This is a genomic window from Humibacter sp. RRB41 (assembly GCF_022761015.1).
Classification (GTDB): domain Bacteria; phylum Actinomycetota; class Actinomycetes; order Actinomycetales; family Microbacteriaceae; genus Humibacter.
Genome location: NZ_JAKWJQ010000004.1, coordinates 190,518 through 207,189, shown reverse-complemented (window position 1 = coordinate 207,189; position 16,672 = coordinate 190,518). Strand labels below are relative to the sequence as shown.

Here is a 16,672-nt window from a genome sequence, read left to right as displayed (position 1 = left end):
GCTTCCGTCACCGGTGACCCGCCTTTTCGTTCGGGTCGCACGAAGTGGGCTCTCGACGCGCCCGATCCAACAGTTTTCGCGACCAGAGCAGGAGGCGGCGTGTGCGAGGGGCGACCTTGGGAGAGGTCAGCTGATGATCTCGTGGAATCCGGTGAGCGCCGAGCTTCCGCCGGTGATGCCGAACACCTCGAGAGAGAGGATGCGCACGACCGGCATCGACCCATCGGTCGACGGCGGATGCTTGATGTCGTAGGTCACCGACGACCCGTTCGCGAGCACACCCTTCAGCGAGGCCAGGTAGGTGTCGACACCGCCGCTGAACGCCATCTGAGTCGCGACCGTGTCGACGCCGGAGCCTTGGGCATCGCGGGTGTCGAGGCGGAATCCGGGGATCGTGACGCTGTCCATCGAGAGTTTGAGCACCGTCGCCGTACTGCCGTCCGACAGATGCACGGTGGTGAGCCCGAGGTAGCGCAGGCCGGAGAACGAGAGCGACGATCCCTGCAGCAGCGCAGGCTTGCCGGTGAAGACCGGTGAGCCGTCTGCCGGTGCGACCAGCGCAGGGCCTGTGGGAGTCGACGGCTGGGTCGTGCCCGTGCTTGTACCCGTGCCGGGAGCGGTCGCAGGGTCGGAGGACGATGGTGAGCTCGAGGGAGCGGAGCTCGATCCACCCGACGACGTCGGTGTGGGCGTCGGCGTCGAGCAGTCGCCGATGAAGCCGAGAATGCACACACCGGTGGGGTCGGCGGCGGATGCGCGCTGAGGCTGCAGCGCGACCATGCCGGTGGCCGTCGCGATCGTCAGCGCAACAGCGAGGGCACCGCCGGCGGCCCTGCGTCGACCGGCGGGACGACGGGTACGTCCCCGAGATGCGCCCTGCTCGGACGACGCGCGGACATCCGCCTGCTCGTCCCCGGAGGCATCGCCGTTCGCATGCTCGTCGTCCGCGCGGTCGATGCCGACCACGCCGGCGACGTGAGGTGCCTGCCCGTCGGGCTCTGCGTCATCCGCTGCCGGCTTTCGCGGCGCCCACGACACGATCATCACGCCGCCGACGCTGGCGAGGATCATGCCGATGAAGAAGCCGCCGAGGTTCACGCCGATCAGCGAATAGACGGCGACGACGAGCGCGATCACACCGTAGAAGATGCGGTGCTGCGGCATGAGCATCGCCAGGACGCCGAGCACCACGAGCACGATCGGGATGACGGTGGCCTGGAAGCCCTCGATCCCGACCTGCACGTGGAGGTGGCCGATGTCGAGTTGGCCGGAGAAGAACATCTCGATGCCGCCGAGCGCGGTGAGCACTCCACCGATGAACGGCCTGCGGCGATACCAGGCGACGAACGCGCGCCAGCCGCGCTTCACGAATTCCATACTCTTCTCCGACCTCCTTCGACCGACCTGCGGGTGCTGACTAGAAGCAGGTCGTGCCGTCGGTGATCTGCAGGTGCAGTCCGTTCAAGGTGAAGACGGATGCCTGCGTGCTCCACGCGGTCTGCTGCAGCTTCTTGATCACGACGGAGTCGGCATCCTGTGCGAAGTCGCCGACGCTTCCCTTGGCCTTCGTGTTCACGGTCGAGGCGTCGACGCCGATGCGGATGTTGTTGAACGTCGCGTCGCCCTTGAGGTCGGTCATGCTGATCTGCAGATCGGTGGCCGTCGCAGGCTTCTTGCCTGCGCCGGCTGTGATGAGCAACCCGATCTTGCCGAGCGGGGTGTCACTGACCACGGACTGGCACAGATTGTGCAGGTCGGCGCTGCCGATGTTCGCGATGGAGACCGGGTGCTGAGCACCGCCCTTCTCCTGTGCGACCCCCGCGTACTGCGAGAATCCGGTGCCGTCGAGTTCGGATGCCCCGACCTGGAACGTGCTGCCGGAGACCGCGAACGACACCGGAACGGCGCCATTGGCGACGCCGCCCATCAGAAGGCTTGCCGCGATGCCGACGGGAACAGCGGCGAGTGCGACGCGCCCGGCCCGTTTGGTCGTGAGGGAACGGAACTTCATAGATCCTCCTTGATCTGAAGACACGGTGTTGATCTGAAGACACGGTGCGCGGGACCCGTGCTGAAGACACTCATCGGGAAGGGTGTCGCCTGCGTTACTGACTGAGCGTCAGTACGTATTTACCATGAGTCAGTAGCATCCGCCAATACCTTGCCACAGTCCCCCGGTTTGGGGTAGTCGCAATTGTCGGCGTGCGGATGCGTGCCGACGCGTTCGTCGAACACGCCGACCACCGTGCCATAGGCTCTGCGTCATGCCTGCCGACCGCCGCATCCGCATGTCGCCGGAGGATCGACGCGCTCAGCTGGTGGCGCTCGGGGTCGCCGCGCTGGCCGACCGACCGCTCGACGCACTCAACGTTGAAGACCTTTCAGCGCAAGCCGGAGTCTCGCGCGGGCTGCTCTTCTATTACTTCGATTCGAAGCAGGGCTTCCACCGCGAAGTGGTGCGGGCCGCGCGCGACGGCATGTTGAACGCGACGGAGCCGCAACTGGACCTTCCGCCACTGGAGCGCCTGCACACCACGTTGGCGAAGATCGTCGACTTCGTGCGCGAGCACCGCAGCACGTTCGTCTCGCTCGTGCAGGGCGTCGCGAGCGGCGATCGCGAGGTGCGTGCAGTGGTCGAGGAGGCCGAGCAGATTCAGACGGAGCGCGTGATCGCCGCGTTCGATGAGCTGGGCGTGCCGTCGTCGCGGATGCTCAGGGTCGCGCTACGCGCCTGGGTCGCGTTCGCCGAGCAAGCGCTCGTCGACGGCGATCTGGTCGCCGGTCCGGAAGGCGATGCCGATGCCGCCGAGCTCCTCGCCTTCCTCGAGCGCAGCGTGCTCGCGGTCGTGGAAGCGGCGACGGGGCCGCTCCCCTCTGCTCCCCCGCTGGTCGAGTAGCGCGCCCGTAGGGCTCGCTACTCGACCAGCAGAGTGGCAAACGTTTGCCATCTGTTTGCCGAACAGGATGTCTGTGGTTTGCTGTGGCCATGGGGTCGCGGAGTGAGGTCGCGCAGCAGAGCGAGAAGCCACAGCGGGCTCCGACGCTGGCGAATGTCGCCGAGCGCGCCGGCGTCGCCATCTCGACCGCATCGCGGGCTCTCTCCAATCCTGGACGCGTCAATGCCGTGACGCGAGGGCGCATCGAGAAGGTCGCCGCCGAGCTCGGGTACTCGCCGAACTGGCAAGCTCGGGCGCTGACATCCGGAAAAGTGGGCGCCATCGCGGTACTCGTCTCCGACGTGACGAACCCGTTCTACTTCGGGATCATCAGGGGCACGCAGCGGCAGTTGAAAGCATCCGGATATTCGCAGCTGCTCATCGACACCGAGGAGTCGGACCAGAACGAGGACGACCTGCTGCATCGGTTGCGCTCGTCGTTCGACGGGGTGATCCTCGCGGCGTCCCGCCTCAGTGACCGCGCCCTGGCGAAGCTTGCTGACGAGCTGCCGCTGGTGGCGGTGAATCGGCAGACTCGCGGCGTACCGAGCGTGTTCATCGACACCCCGAGCGGGGTCGTGCAGGCCCTCGAACACCTCGTCTCGCTCGGGCACCGCGACATCGCCTACGTCTCGGGACCGGCGACATCCTGGTCGAACGAGAGCCGCTGGCGCGCACTCGTGAAGGCTGCTTCGGCCCGCGGCGCGACCATGCACCGGCTCGGACCGTTCTCCCCGCGTCTGCACGCCGGCGCAGCGGCGGCCGACGCCGTGCTCAACACCGGGGCGACGGCGGCCATCGCCTTCAACGACCTGCTCGCCATCGGCATGCTCCAGCACCTCGCCGCCCGGGGCGTGCGCGTGCCCGAGCAGCTCAGCATCGTGGGATGCGACGACATCTTCGGCGCCGACTTCTGCAACCCGCCGCTGACCACGCTCACCGCTCCCGTCGAGCAGGCGGGACGGCTTGCGGTGACCATGCTGGTCGCGCAACTCGACGGGGGCTCCGCTCCCGGCCAGCGGCAGGCATCCGTGCTGCCGACGTACCTGACCGTTCGATCCTCCACGGGCCCAGCCGCCGAGAAAGAGATTTGAGGAGCCATGACCGCCTTGACCCCGCACGCCGATCGCCTGCTGCCGGCCGACCCAGCCACCCGCGACGTCGCGCGTCGCCTCTATGGTGAGGTCGCGGATTCTCCGATCTACTCGCCGCACGGCCATGTCGACGCCCGGATGCTTCTGGACGACGACCCGTTCGGCAACCCGGCATCGCTGCTCATCACGCCTGATCACTACGTGACACGGTTGCTGCACGCCGTCGGGGTTCCGCTCGGCGAACTGGGACTCGGACCGGCAGCCGGACAGGCATCAGGCCGGGAGATCTGGCGACGGCTCTGCGCACACTGGGACGTCTTTCTCGGCACACCGGTGCGCTACTGGTTCGAGAGCGAGTTCTCCGAGGTCTTCGGGCTCACGGATGCCCCGTCGCAGCAGACCGCCGACGCCCTCTACGACCAGCTGCTCGAGGCGCTCGGGAGGCCGGAGTTCCGGCCCCGCGCCCTCTTCGACCGGTTCCGTATCTCGGTGCTCGCCACAACGGATGATCCGGCGGACGACCTTTCGGCTCATCTCGCGCTGCGCGACGATCCGACCTTCACCGGCCGCGTCGTTCCCACGTTCCGCGCCGACAGGTACATGCATCCGCTCGAGTCGACCTGGCGGGCAAAGCTCGACGCGCTCTCACAGGCGTCGAACATCGACACCGGTAGTTACGCGGGGCTGCTCGACGCCCTGCGCTCACGTCGCGCGTACTTCAAAGCCGCGGGTGGAACCGCCACCGACACCGGCGTGATCGACGCGGGAAGTGAGCCGCTGGAGGCTGCCGTCGCCGAGCGCATCCACCGCGAGGCCTTGCTGGGGCCGATCACGCAGGGCGAGGCGGATGCCTATCGGCGCAACATGCTCTATCGCCTGGCGGAGATGAGTGCAGACGACGGCCTCGTGATGCAGCTGCACGCCGGGGTCATCCGCAACCACCACAAGCCGACGTTCGAGGCGTTCGGGCCGGATACCGGTCACGACCTGCCGGCGGTGGGCGGGTACACCGTGCCGCTCACGCCGATCCTGCGCGACTTCGGAGTGAACTCCACCTTCCGCCTGGTGCTGTTCACGGTGGACGAGACGCTGTTCTCCCGCGAGATCGCGCCGCTCGCAGGGTTCTACCCGAGCGTGTACGCGGGAGCGCCCTGGTGGTACCTCGACTCCCCCGCCGGAATCGCGCGGTACCGTTCGGCGGTGACCGACTCCGTCGGCTTCACGAAGACGAGCGGGTTCATCGACGACACCCGCGCCTACTGCTCGATCCCGGCCAGGCACGACATGTCGCGGCGAGTGGATGCCGGCTACCTGGCATCCCTCGTCGTCACCCACCAGCTCAGCGAGGACGACGCCCTGGGCGTCGCACGACGACTGGTGAAGGATATCCCGGTCGGCACCTTCCGACTGTGAGACCTTCGCCGGTCGAGTAGCGAGGGGTGGTCTACAGGTTGATCATGTGGCCGGTGAGGCCGTGGAAGGCATCCTGCATCGACTCGGACAGGCTCGGGTGCGGATGCACGTTGCGAGCGAGCTCGAGAGCGCCGAGATCCCACTTCTGAGCCAGCGTGAGCTCTGGCAGCAGCTCCGACACGTCGAGGCCCACCATGTGGCCGCCGAGCAGCTCGTGGTGCGTCGCGTCGGCGACGAGCTTGACGAAGCCACGGGCATCCCCGAGGGCGTGCGCCTTGGCGTTCGCCAGCATCGGGAAGGTCGACACCTCCACGTCGTAGCCGGCGTCGCGCGCCTGCTGCTCCGTGAGGCCGAAACTGGCGACCTGCGGCTGCATGTAGGTGGCGCGCGGCATCATGCGGTAGTCGCCGAGCGCCATGGTCTCTGCTCCGCCGATCGTCTCTGCTGCGACGATGCCCTGCGCCTCCGCCACGTGGGCGAGCTGAAGCTTTGCCGTCACGTCGCCGATCGCGTAGATGCCGTCGATGTTCGTGTGCATGAAGTCGTCGATCGCGATCGCACCGCGCTCGGTGAGCTCGACGCCGGTGTTCTCCAGGCCGTATCCCGTGACGTTCGCCGCGAACCCGACCGAGATCAGCGCCTTGTCTGCCACGACGCTGTCCTGCGCGCCGTCCGTGCCCGTGTAGGTGACGGTGACCTGACTGCCGTCGTCAACCACGGTCTCGACCTTCGTGGAGGTCAGGATCGGCACGCCGAGAGCCTTGAAATGCTTCGTGATCTCTTTGGAGACATCCACGTCTTCGTTCGGCAGCGCACGATCGAGGAACTCGATCACGCTGACCTGCACGCCGTAGTTCGCCAGCACGTAGGCGAACTCGAGGCCGATCGCTCCTGCGCCGACGATGACCATCGACTTCGGCAGTTCGCGGTCGAGGATGAGCTCCTTGTAGGTCACCACGTTGTCGCTGAGCTCCACACCCGGCAGCAGTCGAACGGTCGAGCCGGTCGCGATGATCGCATTGTCGAACGTGAGCTGCTCCGTGCCGCTCGCGGCGAGCGCCACGTCCATCGACTTCGGGCCGGTGAAGAACCCGTGGCCGTCGAACTCGGTGATCTTGTTCTTGCGCATGAGGTAGTGCACGCCCTTGGCACGGGCATCCGCGACCTGCCGGCTGCGGTCCCAGCCGACGCCGTAGTCGGCGTGGATGTCACCCGAAATACCGAACTGCGCCCCCTCGCGCGTGACGAGGCTGAGCACCTCGGCGTTGCGGATCAGCGTCTTGGCCGGCACGCAGCCGATATTGAGGCACACACCGCCCCAGTACTGCTGCTCGACGACGGCGACCTGCAGACCGAGCTGTGCCGCACGCACGGCGGCGACGTAACCGCCGGGGCCGGCACCGAGGACGACGAGATCGAAGTGGGGCATGGGGGTCCTCCTTGGCAGTGGACGGGTTGGCTGCGCGCGGGCGTTCCGCTACGGGATGCTACCGGTTACTCCGCGGCGGCGAGCTGGCCGCAGGCGCCGTCGATCTCCTTGCCGCGAGTGTCGCGCAGCGTGGTCGGGATACCCGCCTGCTCGATGCGATGCACGAACTCGGCCGTGACATCCTTCTCGCTCGCGGTCCAGATGGATCCGGGCGTCGGATTGAGCGGAATCGGGTTGACATGCACCCACCCGTGACCGCGCTCGTTGAGCTTCTGAGCGAGCAGGTCGGCACGCCAACCGTGGTCGTTCATGTCCTTGATCAGTGCGTACTCGATGGAGACGCGGCGGCCGGTCTTCTCGAAGTAGTAGCGGGCGGCATCCAGCGCCTCGTCCACCTTCCAGCGGGAGTTCACCGGGATGAGCTCGTCACGCAGCCCGTCGTCTGGCGCGTGAAGCGAGAGTGCGAACGTGAGCGGGATGTCTTCGTCGGCGAGCTTGCGGATGGCAGGCACCAGCCCGACCGACGACACCGTGATGCCGCGTGCCGACATGCCGAGGCCGTCGGGCTGCGGCGCCACCATGATGCGCACCGCCTTCATCAACCGGTTGTAGTTGGCCAGGGGCTCGCCCATGCCCATGAACACGATGTTGTGCACGCGCTCTGCCGTACCGGACGGCCGGTGGCCGAGCTCGCCGTCGGCGATCGCCTTGTTGGCCGCGACGATCTGGTCGACGATCTCTGCGGATGACAGGTTGCGGGTCAGTCCCGCCTGTCCCGTCGCACAGAACGGGCAGTTCATGCCGCAGCCTGCCTGCGACGAGATGCAGAGCGTGATGCGGCCCGGATAGCGCATCAGGACCGACTCGACGAGGGCTCCGTCGAACAGCTTCCAGAGGAACTTGATCGTCTTGCCGTCGTCGGTTCGCAGGCGCCGCACCTCGGTGAGGAGGTTCGGGAGCAGGGCGGAGACGAGCTCTTCGCGGCCGTCGGCCGGAAGGTCCGTCATGGCCGAGGCATCCGTCGTGTAGTGCGTGAAGTAGTGGGTCGACAGCTGGTTGGCGCGGAAGCCCGGCAGGCCGAGCTCTTCGACCTTCGCCTTGCGTTCGGCGGGCGTCAGGTCGGCGAGGTGGGTCTCCGGCTGCTTGCGACGAGGCGACGCGAACTGCAGAACAGGCCGGCCCTCTGCCGTCGTCTGTTGGGTCCAGCCCTCGGCCGCGGGGCGCACCTGCGGGCGGGAGCCGGAGGGGATCGTCGTGTCAGTCACCGACCCATTCTCTCAGCCGCACGCTGAACGACTGATGGGCCCCTCCCCTCCCCTTCGTTCCGGTCGCGAAATCTGTTGTCTTTTTCGTCGCCGAGGCAACAGATTTCGCGACCGGAAGGCGGGGGGTGGGTGGGGGAGACTAGTCGGCGAGGGCTGCGCGGATGTCTGCGACCGTCGCATCCACCGTTTCGTCGACACGGAACACCGCGCCGAACTCGTCGGGCTGCAGCGGCTCGAGTGAGCCGAGTTGCGAGTCCAGCAGCCCGGCCGGCATGTACTCGTGCACACGCGCCGCGAGCCGCGCCCGAAGCACCTCGCGACTCGGATCGAGGTGCGCGAAGTACGTGCCGGGTGCGTACTCGCGCAGCAGATCCCGATAACGCCGCTTGAGTGCGCTGCACGCCACGATCACCCCGTCGCCGACGGCCAGTCGCTCGCCGATGATGCGCAGCCAGGGCGCCCTGTCGGCATCCGTCAACGGGACGCCGGCGCGCATCTTCTCCTTGTTGGCCGCGGGATGCAGGTCGTCCCCATCGATGAAGACGCGGCCGGATGCATCGGCGAGGGCGTTGCCCACCACGGATTTGCCGGCGCCGCTCACTCCCATCAGCACGATGGGCGGCAGTTGGGCGGGAGGAACGACGGTCATGGTTCACCATTCTGTCCCGAGACATCCTCCGCGAGATACTTGTGCGCATGTCGAGCCAGTCGTCGCCTCGTGCCGCACGCCCGTCAGTCGGTGTCTTCGGAGTGGGCAACATGGGCAGACCGATGACGATGAACCTGCTGCAAGCGGATGCCGTCGGCAACGTCTTCGTGTACGGGCGCGACCGTGAGCGGCTGGCCGGTGTCGAAGGCGCGGGTGCGCGCGTCGCGGCGAGTCCACGCGGGCTCGCCGAGCGCAGCGACGTCGTCCTCTCCGTGCTGCCCGATCTGCAGCAGCTGGAGCCGCTCCTCGGCGGGGAGGACGGCATGCTCGCCGGCATCCGACGCGAGGCTACTTTGGTGATCGTCTCCACGTCGTCGCCCGATGAAGTCCGCGGCCTCGCATCGAGACTCGACGCCACCACCGGTGGCCTTCTGCACACGCTCGACGCACCCGTCAGCGGTGGCACGGACGGCGCGGAGGCGGCGACTCTCTCGATCATGGTCGGCGGGGCATCCAGCGACTTCGAACGCGTGCGCCCGGTGCTCGAAGTGCTGGGCCGTCCCGCGCTGCTCGGACCGATCGGATCGGGCGAGGTCGCCAAGGCGTGCAACCAGATGGTCGTCGCTGCGACGATCGTCGCGCTGAGTGAAGCGACAGTGCTCGCGGAGCGAAGCGGGCTCGACGTCGCCGCGCTGCTGGAGATGTTCGCTGGCGGCTACGCTGGTAGTCGTCTGCTCGAAAGCCGAAAACAGCGGCTCATCGAGAAGGATTACAGCGTCTCGGGGCCCGCCGCCTTCATGGTGAAAGACCTCGGGTTCGCCCGCGACGAAGCGGATGCGACGAACACCGCTACGCCCCAGCTCACCGTGCTGAGCCAGGTGTTCGAAGCGCTGGTGAACGCCGGATACGGCGAGAACGACATGAGCGTCGTTCAGGAGTACCTCTCCTCACTCTCGCGCTCTTGACCAGGGCGGCAACAGACCCAACGCAAACCAGAACAGACCCCGTGAAGGAGTCCCATGTCCAACGAAGCAGAAGCGAACATCGGTGTTGTCGGACTGGCGGTGATGGGGTCGAATCTGGCCCGCAACCTCGCCAGCCGCGAGGGCAACTCGGTGGCGATCTTCAACCGTCACTACGACAAGACGCAGACCCTGCTCGACGAGCACCCCGAGGCGGAGTTCCTGGCGGCGTCCACGTACGAGGAGTTCGCGTCGACCCTGTCGAAGCCGCGCACCGCGATCATCATGGTGCAGGCCGGTCGTGGCACGGATGCCGTGATCGACGAGCTCACGAAGGTGTTCGAGCCCGGCGACATCATCGTCGACGGCGGCAACGCCCTGTTCACCGACACGATCCGTCGCGAGAAGGCAGTACGCGAGACCGGCATCAACTTCGTCGGCGCGGGCATCTCCGGCGGCGAGGAGGGCGCGCTGAACGGCCCCTCGATCATGCCGGGCGGGTCGGACGAGTCGTGGGTGACGCTCGGTCCGATCCTGCGTTCGATCGCGGCCATCGCCGAGGGCGAGCCGTGCGTGACGCACGTGGGTCACGACGGCGCAGGCCACTTCGTGAAGATGGTGCACAACGGTATCGAATACGCCGACATGCAGCTGATCGCCGAGGCCTACGACCTGATCCGCCGCGGCACCGGCAAGAGCCCGGCCGAGATCGCGGACATCTTCGCCGAGTGGAACAAGAGCGAGCTCGAGAGCTACCTGATCGAGATCACCGCCGAGGTGCTCCGCCAGACGGATGCCGAAACGGGCAAACCGCTCGTCGACGTGATCCTCGATCAGGCGGGAGCGAAGGGCACCGGTGCCTGGACCGTTCAGACGGCGCTCGACCTGGGCATCCCGGTCTCCGGCATCGCCGAGGCCGTGTTCGCCAGGTCGCTGTCGAGCAAGCCTGCTCAGCGCGCGGCGGCATCCGACCTGCCGGGTCCGTCGGAGTCGTGGACGGTCGCCGACCCGGATGCCTTCGTCGAGGACGTGCGTCAGGCCCTGTATGCGTCGAAGATCGTGGCGTATTCGCAAGGCTTCGACGAGATCGTCGCGGGTGCCGAGCAGTACGGCTGGGACATCAAGAAGGGCGACATCGCTGCGATCTGGCGCGGTGGTTGCATCATCCGCGCGCAGTTCCTCAACCGCATCACCGAGGCGTACGCCGAGGATGCCGGCCTGGTCGCGCTGCTGACCGCGCCATACTTCCGCGAGGCGCTCGCTCGCACGCAGGAGGCGTGGCGTCGCGTGGTGGTGGCCGCAGCACAGGGCGGCATCCCCTCCCCCGCGTTCAGCTCGAGCCTGGCCTATTACGACGGCCTGCGCGCCGATCGCCTGCCGGCCGCCCTGGTGCAGGGTCAGCGTGACTTCTTCGGCGCCCACACCTACAAGCGGGTCGACAAGGACGGCGTCTTCCACACGCTGTGGTCGGGCGACCGATCGGAGATCGAGACCGCGGGGTCCGGCCACTAGGCGTGCCGTCACCGGTCGAGTAGCCGGGGGAGGTGTGCCTCGACCAGCGGGGCGGCAACACGCCCTAGCCTTGACGCATGCGTGAACCGAAGTGGCGTGAAAGCGGCGAAGACCCCGACTACCGGTTCTCGCTGGCGAACGAGCGCACGTTTCTGGCGTGGATCCGGACGGCGCTCGCCATCCTCGCGGGTGCCGTGCTGCTGGAGGAGTTCTCGACGAAGATCGGCCCGCATTGGGTCACCGTGGTGCTCGCCGTCGTGCTCGGAGCGCTGTCGGCCGTGCTCGCGGTGGTCGCCTACGTGCGCTGGCGGGCGAACGAGATCGCGATGCGCGAGCGGCGACGGCTGCCGCTCACGGTGGCGGTCCCCCTCATCGCGGCCGTCGTGCTCGCGGTCGCAGCGGTGCTCACCGTTCTGATCGCGATCTACGGGCGATGAGCGAGTCGTCCTCGCGCGATCCCGGTCTGCAAGGCGAGCGCACGGCGCTGTCCTGGTCGCGGACGTGCCTGGCGCTGGCGGTGAACGGCCTGCTGGCGTTGCGCAACGGCTGGGTCACCGGCGCCGTGCCGCTCACGGTGACGGGCGTGCTGCTGCTGCTCGTGGCATCCGCATTCGTCGTCTACGGCAACCTGCGCGGCCGGGCGCTCGCGGGGAGTGGCAGGCATCACGACAGCGTGCCGCTGGCCGCGCCGGCCGTCCCGCTCGGACTGCTGGCTCTGTCGACGCTTGTCGCCTGCGGCGTGGGAATCGCCTCGGTGCTGATCGACCGGTAGCGCGGCTCGGGCCTGAACGCTCGAGAACGACGAGACGCCCGTCTCCGCTACGCGGCGCCGTCGAACATCGACGTGACCGATCCGTCCTCGAAGACCTCGTGGATCGCGCGCGCCAGCAGCGGAGCGATCGGCAGCACGGTGAGACCCGGGAAGCGCTTCTCCGCCGGGACCGGAATCGTGTCGGTGACGACGACCTCGTCGATCGAGTCGTCCTGAAGCCGCGACGTCGCCGGATCGCTGAAGACCGCGTGGGTCGCTGCGACGATGACGCGCTCCGCGCCATTCTCCTTCAGCGCCTCTGCAGCCTTCACGATGGTGCCGCCGGTGTCGATCATGTCGTCGACGAGGAGGCACACCCTGCCACGCACGCGGCCGACGATCTCGTTCACAGTGACCTTGTTGGCCACGTTCGGGTCGCGGCGCTTGTGGATGATCGCGAGCGGCGCGCCGAGGCTGTCCGACCACTGGTCGGCGACGCGCACGCGGCCGGTGTCCGGCGACACGACGGTGAGATTCTCGCGGTCCTCGGGCGAAAGGGTCTGCTTGAAGTACTCGAGCAGAACCGGCTTCGCGAAGAGGTGGTCGACGGGGCCGTCGAAGAACCCCTGGATCTGCGCAGCGTGCAGGTCGAGCGTCATGACGCGGTCGGCACCGGCGGTCTTGAGCAGATCGGACACGAGCCGCGCGCTGATCGGTTCGCGGCCGCGACCCTTCTTGTCCTGCCTGGAGTACGGGTAATAGGGAGCGACAACGGTGATCCGCTTCGCGGACGCACGCTTGGCGGCATCCAGCATGATGAGCAGTTCCATGAGCCACTCGTTGACCGGCGGGCCGAACGACTGGATGAGGAAGACATCGCACCCACGGATCGACACCTCGAACCTGGTGAGGATCTCACCCGATGCGAACGTGCGGTACTCGGTCGGCACGAGCTCGGTCCCGAGCGAACTGGCCACCTCGATGGCCAGTGCCATGTGCGACCTGCCGGAGGCGACGACCAACCGCTTCTTCGTCTTGGCGACGATGCCTGGAGCTATTCCGCGTTCCCGGTCGAGATCAACCGTCTTGTCCTTGCGTCCCATCGTCCGCTTTCTGTGCGGACCGGGCCTGAGCAGCGACACCCGCCGCCCCCGTCCCCGGTCGGTTCTTCTCGACCCATCCCTCGATGTTGCGCTGAGGGGCGACGCTGAGTGCCAGGGCGCCGGCGGGGACATCCTTGCGGACGACGGCTCCGGCTCCGGTTTTCGCGCCGTCTCCGATCCTAACGGGCGCAACGAAGACGTTGTGCGAGCCCGTGTGCACCTCGTCGCCGATTTCGGTGCGGTGCTTGGCGAGGTCGTCGTAGTTCGCCGTGATCGCTCCGGCGCCGAGGTTGACACGACGGCCGATCGTCGTGTCGCCGATGTAGCTGAGGTGTGGCACCTTGCTGCCGGCGCCGATGTGCGAGTTCTTCACCTCGACGAACGTGCCGATCTTGCCGTTCTCGTCGAGAACCGCCCCTGGCCGCAGATACGAGAACGGTCCGACGGATGCCCGAGCACCGATCACCGCGAGCGTCGCGTCCGTGCGCTTCACGGTCGCACCTTCGCCGACCTCGCAGTCGACGAGGGTGGTGTCGGGGCCGACCACGGCATCCCTCGCCACGGTCGTCGCGCCCTTGAGCTGCGTGCCAGGCAGAATCGTCACGTCGTTCTGCAGCGTGACGGTGAGGTCGATCCACGTGGTGGCTGGGTCTTGCACCGTGACGCCGTTCAGCTGCCAGCCGCGGACGATGAGCGCATTGAGCCTCGCGGCCGCCTCACTGAGCTGGGCGCGATCGTTGATGCCCTCGGCCTTCCACGAGTCGGTGACCGGCACGGCGCTCACGTCGCTGCCCGCGCGACGCAGGAGCTCGATCACGTCGGTGAGGTACTTCTCGCCCTGCGCGTTGTCGGTGCTGAGGTTCGCCAACTGGTCGCGCAGCGCGCCGACGCCGAAGACGTAGATGCCCGCGTTGATCTCGTCGATGGCGAGCTCCGCGGCCGTCGCGTCGTTGTGCTCGACGATGCGGTCGAACGCGCCGTCGGAGACGCGCACGATGCGGCCGTAACCGGAAGCATCCTGCACGACGCTGCTCAGCACGGTGGCCGCCGCTCCGCTGCTGCGGTGGCGCTCGACGAGGTCGCGCAGGGTGTCGGCATCCAGCAACGGAACGTCGCCGTTGAGCACGAGCACCTCGCCGGTGAAGCCGTCCGGCAGATCGTGGATCGCCTGCTCCACCGCTCTGCCCGTGCCGGGAACGTGATCCTGGTCGATGATCACGGCGTGCGGAACCGCGGCGGTGATCACGTCGCTGACACGATCGCGTTCGTGCCGCACCACGGCGAGCACGACGGACGGATCGAGCGCCTCGGCCGTCGCGAGCACATGGCTGACGATCGGCGCACCCGCCAGCTCGTGCAACAGCTTGGGGGTCGACGACTTCATGCGGGTGCCCTGGCCGGCGGCGAGCACGATGATGGCGAGGTTCGGATCGGTCACCGTAACAGTATTCCCGACCGAGCCCGATCCGCCGACCGATGCGACCCACGAAAGCTCCGCCGCCAGGACTCGAACCTGGACTTAACAGCTCCAAAGGCTGTCGTGCTGCCATTACACTACGGCGGATCGCGCCCTCCAGTCTGCCAGAGAGCAGCGGATGCCCGCGCATTCCGGCACCGCCCGCCACGTCAATCGACGGCGCGCCGCACCAGTTCAGCGATGCGCTTCTCGACCTCCGGTGTCAACTCCGTGACGGCGAACGAGGTCGGCCAGAGCTCCCCGTCGTCGAGCTTCGCCTTGTCGTTGAAGCCGAGCGTCGAATACCGCGCCTTGAATTTGCCCGCCGGTTGGAAGAAGCAGATGGTATCTTTCCCGATCGCATACGCCGGCATGCCGTACCAGGTCTTCGGGACGAGCTCGGGCGCCGCCTGGCTGATGATCTCGTGAACCCGCTGAGCCATCGAGCGATCCGGTTCCGGCATCCCGGCGACCTTCTCCAACAGGTCGCGCTCGCCGTCCTCCCTGGTCGTCTTGCCACCACGCTTGGCGGTGCGCTTCAGCTCATCTGTGTACTCCCTCATCGCCGCACGTTCCTCGGTCGAGAACTGCGGTTTCGTCGAGGTCTTCTTCGTCTCGGCCATGGTCTCAGCTCCTGTCTGTAATGGGATTTCCTCATGCTAGGCAGCTACCGTCGCCGGCGACTTCTCCGAAACTGCGCGATCCGGCGGCGGTGTCGCACGGCACCTGTGCCGCCCAGACCCGCGCCAACGGATAATGGGGGGATGGCCGAGCACGCTGACGAAGTCGACAGGATCGTCGACGCGTGGGTGCGCGAGCGACCCGACCTGGACTTCGATCCGCTGCAGGTGCTGTCGCGGGTCGACAGGCTCTCCCGGCACCTCGACCGCGCCCGTCGGGGCGCGTTCGGCCGCTCCGAGCTGCAATCGTGGGAGTTCGACGTGCTCTCGGCACTGCGCAGGGCCGGCACGCCGTATCGACTCAGTCCCAAAGCTCTGCTCACGCAGACCCTGGTCTCCAGCGGCACGATGACCAACCGCATCGATCGGCTCGTCGAGCGCGGCCTCGTCGAGCGGCAGACCGACCCGAACGACGGGCGCGGCATCCTGGTGCGCATGACCTCCCAGGGATTGACGAGGGTGGATGCCGCGATCACCCGCCTCGTCGACGCCGAGGCGGAGTTGCTGCGAACACTGGCGCCCGGGGATCAGACGAGACTCGCCGGGCTCCTGCGCAAGCTCAGCCTTGACTTCGACTGAGTTGTCCTGCGCGCCAGACACCAGAGAGCCCTCAATCGTGCACACCGTTTGCCAAGACACGGCCGATAGCTTCGAAGGGTGAGTGAAGACGACCCGCTTCCGACCAGACCCGGCACTCCCCTGCTGAGCGACCGTGCCGTCGAACTGCTCGACCACGCGGACAGCAACACGGTGGCAGAACTGACAGCGCTACGGGATCAGATCAACCGATTCCTGATGCGATACAAGTTCGGGGTCTCCGAGGTCGAGACGAAGCTGACGATCCTGCGCGAGGAATTCAACTTCACCGCCGGATACAACCCGATCGAGAACATCGCGTGCCGCGTCAAGCCGCTCGACGGCGTGCTCGAGAAGGCGGCGAGGAAGGGCATCCCGCTCGACCTCGACGCCATCAAAGACGGACTCTCCGACATCGCAGGCGTTCGGGTGATCTGCAGCTTCGTCAGCGATGTGTACCGCATCTTCGAGATGCTCACCTCGCAGGACGACATCACGGTGCTCGAAGTGAAGGACTACATCGCGCACCCGAAGCCCAACGGATATCGCAGCCTGCACGTCATTCTCGAGGTACCCGTCTTCCTTTCGAGCGGGCCGCAGCAGGTGCGGGTCGAAGTGCAGTTCCGCACCATCGCCATGGACTTCTGGGCGAGCCTCGAGCACAAGACGTATTACAAGTACGACCGGCAGGTTCCGAAGCACCTCATCGAAGGGCTGACCGAGGCCGCCGAGACGGCCGCCCACCTCGACGCGACCATGGAGCGGCTGCACCACGAGGTTCGCGGGTACCCGGAACCGCCGCGGTCACTGTCCATTTGAGCCGGCGGGGCGCGACCAGCTGCGGCT

General features: G+C 67.2%; 17 protein-coding genes and 1 tRNA gene. 9 read left to right on the top strand and 9 right to left on the bottom strand.

Features of this window, described 5'->3' with window-relative positions; genetic code table 11:
* Window positions 1–126 precede the first annotated feature (126 nt).
* Together MJ603_RS12285 and MJ603_RS12280 are read right to left on the bottom strand one after the other, a co-directional pair.
* Complete coding sequence (locus MJ603_RS12285; protein WP_243064015.1) at window positions 127–1,377, bottom strand: DUF6114 domain-containing protein; 1,251 nt, start codon at window positions 1,375–1,377, stop codon at window positions 127–129.
* 40 nt (window positions 1,378–1,417) lie between these two features.
* Window positions 1,418–2,011, bottom strand: a complete 594-nt coding sequence (locus tag MJ603_RS12280; RefSeq protein ID WP_243064014.1) for a DUF6230 family protein — start codon at window positions 2,009–2,011, stop codon at window positions 1,418–1,420.
* A 253-nt stretch (window positions 2,012–2,264) separates the two neighbouring features.
* On the opposite strand from MJ603_RS12280, the gene MJ603_RS12275 reads away from it, so the two are divergent.
* The 3 genes from MJ603_RS12275 (at window position 2,265) to uxaC (ending at window position 5,443) form a co-directional block, all read left to right on the top strand.
* The gene (locus MJ603_RS12275; RefSeq protein ID WP_243064013.1) at window positions 2,265–2,897 is read left to right on the top strand and encodes a TetR/AcrR family transcriptional regulator; all 633 of its coding nucleotides are present in this window, start codon (window positions 2,265–2,267) and stop codon (window positions 2,895–2,897) included.
* Between the two features lie 89 nt (window positions 2,898–2,986).
* Window positions 2,987–4,030, top strand: coding sequence for a LacI family DNA-binding transcriptional regulator (locus MJ603_RS12270; RefSeq protein WP_243064012.1), 1,044 nt, complete (start codon window positions 2,987–2,989; stop codon window positions 4,028–4,030).
* Between the two features lie 6 nt (window positions 4,031–4,036).
* Complete coding sequence (gene uxaC, locus MJ603_RS12265; RefSeq protein ID WP_243064011.1) at window positions 4,037–5,443, top strand: glucuronate isomerase; 1,407 nt, start codon at window positions 4,037–4,039, stop codon at window positions 5,441–5,443.
* Window positions 5,444–5,474: 31 nt separating this feature from the next.
* On the opposite strand, the gene lpdA is transcribed toward uxaC, so the two are convergent.
* The 3 genes from lpdA to MJ603_RS12250 all read right to left on the bottom strand — a co-directional run bounded on the left by lpdA (window position 5,475) and on the right by MJ603_RS12250 (window position 8,786).
* Window positions 5,475–6,872 carry a dihydrolipoyl dehydrogenase gene (gene lpdA, locus MJ603_RS12260; RefSeq protein ID WP_243064010.1) on the bottom strand — a complete coding sequence of 466 codons (1,398 nt, stop codon included), beginning with the start codon at window positions 6,870–6,872 and terminating at the stop codon, window positions 5,475–5,477.
* 65 nt (window positions 6,873–6,937) lie between these two features.
* Window positions 6,938–8,137, bottom strand: a complete 1,200-nt coding sequence (gene rlmN / locus MJ603_RS12255; RefSeq protein WP_243064009.1) for a 23S rRNA (adenine(2503)-C(2))-methyltransferase RlmN — start codon at window positions 8,135–8,137, stop codon at window positions 6,938–6,940.
* Between the two features lie 139 nt (window positions 8,138–8,276).
* Window positions 8,277–8,786, bottom strand: a complete 510-nt coding sequence (locus tag MJ603_RS12250; protein ID WP_243064008.1) for a gluconokinase — start codon at window positions 8,784–8,786, stop codon at window positions 8,277–8,279.
* A 47-nt stretch (window positions 8,787–8,833) separates the two neighbouring features.
* Here MJ603_RS12250 and MJ603_RS12245 point away from each other — a divergent pair, with 47 nt between their 5' ends.
* The 4 genes from MJ603_RS12245 to MJ603_RS12230 all read left to right on the top strand — a co-directional run bounded on the left by MJ603_RS12245 (window position 8,834) and on the right by MJ603_RS12230 (window position 12,032).
* Window positions 8,834–9,751, top strand: a complete 918-nt coding sequence (locus MJ603_RS12245) for an NAD(P)-dependent oxidoreductase (protein WP_243064007.1) — start codon at window positions 8,834–8,836, stop codon at window positions 9,749–9,751.
* A 54-nt stretch (window positions 9,752–9,805) separates the two neighbouring features.
* Window positions 9,806–11,260 carry an NADP-dependent phosphogluconate dehydrogenase gene (gene gndA, locus MJ603_RS12240; RefSeq protein WP_243064006.1) on the top strand — a complete coding sequence of 485 codons (1,455 nt, stop codon included), beginning with the start codon at window positions 9,806–9,808 and terminating at the stop codon, window positions 11,258–11,260.
* Window positions 11,261–11,337: 77 nt separating this feature from the next.
* The gene (locus MJ603_RS12235) at window positions 11,338–11,697 is read left to right on the top strand and encodes a YidH family protein (RefSeq protein ID WP_243064005.1); all 360 of its coding nucleotides are present in this window, start codon (window positions 11,338–11,340) and stop codon (window positions 11,695–11,697) included.
* Window positions 11,694–12,032: a DUF202 domain-containing protein gene (locus MJ603_RS12230; protein WP_243064004.1), complete on the top strand. Its 339-nt coding sequence runs from the start codon at window positions 11,694–11,696 to the stop codon at window positions 12,030–12,032. Before MJ603_RS12235 ends, MJ603_RS12230 begins: the two co-directional genes overlap by 4 nt.
* Before the next feature lie 47 nt (window positions 12,033–12,079).
* Here the strand turns inward: MJ603_RS12230 and MJ603_RS12225 are convergent, their stop codons facing one another.
* The 4 genes from MJ603_RS12225 to MJ603_RS12210 form a co-directional block, all read right to left on the bottom strand.
* Complete coding sequence (locus MJ603_RS12225; RefSeq protein ID WP_279239265.1) at window positions 12,080–13,114, bottom strand: ribose-phosphate diphosphokinase; 1,035 nt, start codon at window positions 13,112–13,114, stop codon at window positions 12,080–12,082.
* Window positions 13,089–14,552 carry a bifunctional UDP-N-acetylglucosamine diphosphorylase/glucosamine-1-phosphate N-acetyltransferase GlmU gene (gene glmU, locus MJ603_RS12220; RefSeq protein ID WP_243064003.1) on the bottom strand — a complete coding sequence of 488 codons (1,464 nt, stop codon included), beginning with the start codon at window positions 14,550–14,552 and terminating at the stop codon, window positions 13,089–13,091. Before glmU ends, MJ603_RS12225 begins: the two co-directional genes overlap by 26 nt.
* A 54-nt stretch (window positions 14,553–14,606) precedes the next feature.
* Window positions 14,607–14,678 (bottom strand) — tRNA-Gln (locus MJ603_RS12215).
* A gap of 62 nt (window positions 14,679–14,740) precedes the next feature.
* Complete coding sequence (locus tag MJ603_RS12210) at window positions 14,741–15,193, bottom strand: iron chaperone (protein ID WP_243064002.1); 453 nt, start codon at window positions 15,191–15,193, stop codon at window positions 14,741–14,743.
* A gap of 141 nt (window positions 15,194–15,334) precedes the next feature.
* Here MJ603_RS12210 and MJ603_RS12205 point away from each other — a divergent pair, with 141 nt between their 5' ends.
* Both MJ603_RS12205 and MJ603_RS12200 read left to right on the top strand, forming a co-directional pair.
* Window positions 15,335–15,829, top strand: coding sequence for a MarR family winged helix-turn-helix transcriptional regulator (locus tag MJ603_RS12205; RefSeq protein ID WP_243064001.1), 495 nt, complete (start codon window positions 15,335–15,337; stop codon window positions 15,827–15,829).
* A 144-nt stretch (window positions 15,830–15,973) separates the two neighbouring features.
* On the top strand, window positions 15,974–16,645 hold the full coding sequence (locus tag MJ603_RS12200) for a GTP pyrophosphokinase family protein (protein WP_243064271.1): 672 nt from the start codon (window positions 15,974–15,976) through the stop codon (window positions 16,643–16,645).
* The last annotated feature ends 27 nt before the right edge of the window (window positions 16,646–16,672 follow it).